The sequence below is a fragment of the Helicobacter baculiformis genome, from assembly GCF_900197685.1.
GTDB lineage: Bacteria > Campylobacterota > Campylobacteria > Campylobacterales > Helicobacteraceae > Helicobacter > Helicobacter baculiformis.
Genome location: NZ_FZMF01000078.1, coordinates 1 through 2,480 on the forward strand (window position 1 = coordinate 1; position 2,480 = coordinate 2,480).

The window sequence follows — 2,480 nt, forward strand, 5'->3', positions numbered from 1 at the left end:
TCTGCTTATGGTGTTCTAAATCCTGCCACAATGTAACATGCACATGCGCGCATAAAGTCTTTAAACTCGTTCTCTTCATTATATTCCCTTGATTATTCCCTTGATTATTCCCTTGATTATTCCCTTGATTATTCCCTTGATTATTCACATGCGCCCCTCCGCATGCTTTGGCTAGATAGCAAATATCCAAGTCGCAATCAAGGGGCAAAGCTACAATCTTGACTAAACTTAGAACTCTTGCCCCTTAAGGGGGGGTGTGGTAGGATGAGGGGTAGCGGTGTGGGTCGGTGCGTGGGAGACACTAGGTTTAGGGCTTAGGGAGGTCTCCGCTATCTTTGGATAGTCCGCATATTCACCCGCGAAGTGTTTGTTATTCTCAAGCTCCCCATATTCTTTATAGATTGTCTTTAATTTTAATTCGTTCTTTTTAGTGCTAATGGTTTCTACCACCACCACATAGCCATTAACCTGCTTGCCACTGATCAAAACCTTTTGATGGTATTTGTCTGTATCAACTACAGCCTTATCTGCATTATTTACAATATCCTCATAATGAATAATGTCGTCTCTTGTTACTGCGGGTTGTTGCCCTTTTTTGACTAAGATCGCCCCCTCTCCATGCCGTCTTTCAATATGCTTTAACGCATCGCCATTAAAAGTAATCTTTACGGGGTATTTGCTATCAAAGCCCAATTCTTGCATCAAGCCTTTATCTTGGGGGGCAAAATCCCCCATCCACACCTTACTATTAGTCCTTTTGACCTCCTCTAAAAACTCCTCTGTGATCTCTTCAGGCTTGGGGGCTCTTTCTCCACCACCTTAAAATCTTGCAACACCCACCTTTTAGGCTGGCTGGGGTCATTGTTATTGCTCCAATCAATGCGGGCTTTAAAGTCCCATGTTTTGCCATTATAGTCGTCTCTTAGGCTAAGCTCAATACTATTGTTATCAAGGCGGGTAAAATCCCCCTTCTTAATGGTGCGGTCAATGGCGTCAGCCACATGCGTATTACGCCACTTCCTAAAGTCCTTCTTAGCGCGTATTTCAGCCTCTCTACCCACGGGCGTTAAAAACTCTTGGGGCTGTTTTTTAAAGGCATCTAAACCTAGGGCTAAATTGTCATGGTATATGTTAAGGGTGCTTGTAAGCTCTGAATCTGCCACCCCGATGTTGTAATGTTGTGTCCAAACATCAATCCCCCCAATCTCAGGGCGTGTATAAGCGTGTGCGATCTGCCCATCCATCATCGTACGCTCATACATCAAGGCTAATAAGCCCTCCTTCCCCTTGTTGCGGTATCTGGAATAATTCTTGCCAAAGCTTTTATTAATGGGGTCAGTGGGGCTAATAAAGGGCAATTCATTTTTAGCTTCTTCTTGTGCTAACCACGCTTCATATCTAGCTTGATCTTCTGCTTTTTGCTTTTCATAAAGCGGCAATCTCCTTAGCTTGGGCTTCTTCTTTAGCCTTCTCCCAAGCCCTAACCTCTTTAGCCGTAAGGGCTTTTTGATCCTTGCTAAGAGTGATATAATCTTGCTTGGCAAGTTCTAACCCTAGTGCGTTGTTCTTCTCAACCGCAAAATACTTCTTATCACGCCCTACTGCGACCTCCAAAAAGTCCATATCCTGCCCCTGCCATGCCTCTATACGTTTAAAAAAGCGAATAGAGTTACCCGTATCAAAGACTAGATCAGGGTTCGCAAATGTTTCTTTTACATAGGGTAATTCTTCATTTTTGACAAAGATGTACCACTTGCTCAGCTCGTTAGTGGGGGGAGTTGGGGTAAGCTGAATGCCTTTTTTAAAGACAGGCTTTAAAGCTTCTTGGATGTCCTTAGGTATTTGGGGGCTAAAGGGTGTTGCCATGTCCTTTGAGCCTGTGATGATCTCCCATTGTGTGGCTAACTCTTGAACTTCTTTGTCTTGCCCTTTAAGGGGGGGTGTGGTAGAGTTAGCTTTAGGGTTTGAGGGCAGAGTCTCGCCCTCAGTAAAGCCTTTAGAGTCGATAATCTTTAAGGCTTCCCGCTCATCTTTGTAAGCCGTTATCACCCATTTATTCTTAGTGGGTTCGCCCATCCAATTTTGCCTTAAACCTACCCTAAACAAATTCCCATCTTTGGTATATTTAATCGTTGCACTTGTGTTTTCTTGCGCCTTAAATTCTCCTTTGTTGATGATTTCGTCTAAGCCATTAGCTAACTTCTCTAAGGGCGTGTTGCCTGCAAACCCCTTAAAATCCTCAATATGCTTTTCTACAATCTTAGATAACCCTAAGCCTCTAGCCTCTTTGCCTTTACCCTCCACACTCCCCCACACAAGATCAATATACCCCAAGTCTTCCCTATAGAACGCCCCTGCCACTTGCCCGCGTTGTTCTTCTAAGAGCTTTGCCACCGCTTGAGCCCCCTTAAGCTCAAACTCTTTAAAGTGTTCCCCAAAAGCAGGGTTGGGGGTGATCTTAAGGGGAGTGTAGAGTATCG

General features: G+C 44.2%; 3 protein-coding genes. All 3 read right to left on the reverse strand.

Annotated elements, in window-relative coordinates; translation table 11 throughout:
* Nucleotides 1-228: 228 nt before the first annotated feature.
* Nucleotides 229-735: a PBECR3 domain-containing polyvalent protein gene (locus C6G87_RS08330; RefSeq protein WP_104753022.1), complete on the reverse strand. Its 507-nt coding sequence runs from the start codon at nucleotides 733-735 to the stop codon at nucleotides 229-231.
* Between the two features lie 32 nt (nucleotides 736-767).
* Nucleotides 768-1,439 carry a hypothetical protein gene (locus C6G87_RS08335; RefSeq protein ID WP_104753023.1) on the reverse strand — a complete coding sequence of 224 codons (672 nt, stop codon included), beginning with the start codon at nucleotides 1,437-1,439 and terminating at the stop codon, nucleotides 768-770.
* On the reverse strand, nucleotides 1,426-2,480 hold a 1,055-nt coding region (locus C6G87_RS08340), incomplete at its 5' end, for a putative barnase/colicin E5 family endoribonuclease (RefSeq protein WP_158653144.1). The genes C6G87_RS08340 and C6G87_RS08335, both read right to left, overlap by 14 nt.

What these genes read in the sequence shown, in the direction of transcription:
- C6G87_RS08330 (WP_104753022.1), bottom strand. Translation starts at nt 735, where the DNA reads ATGGGGGATTTTGCCCCCCAAGATAAAGGCTTGATGCAAGAATTGGGC.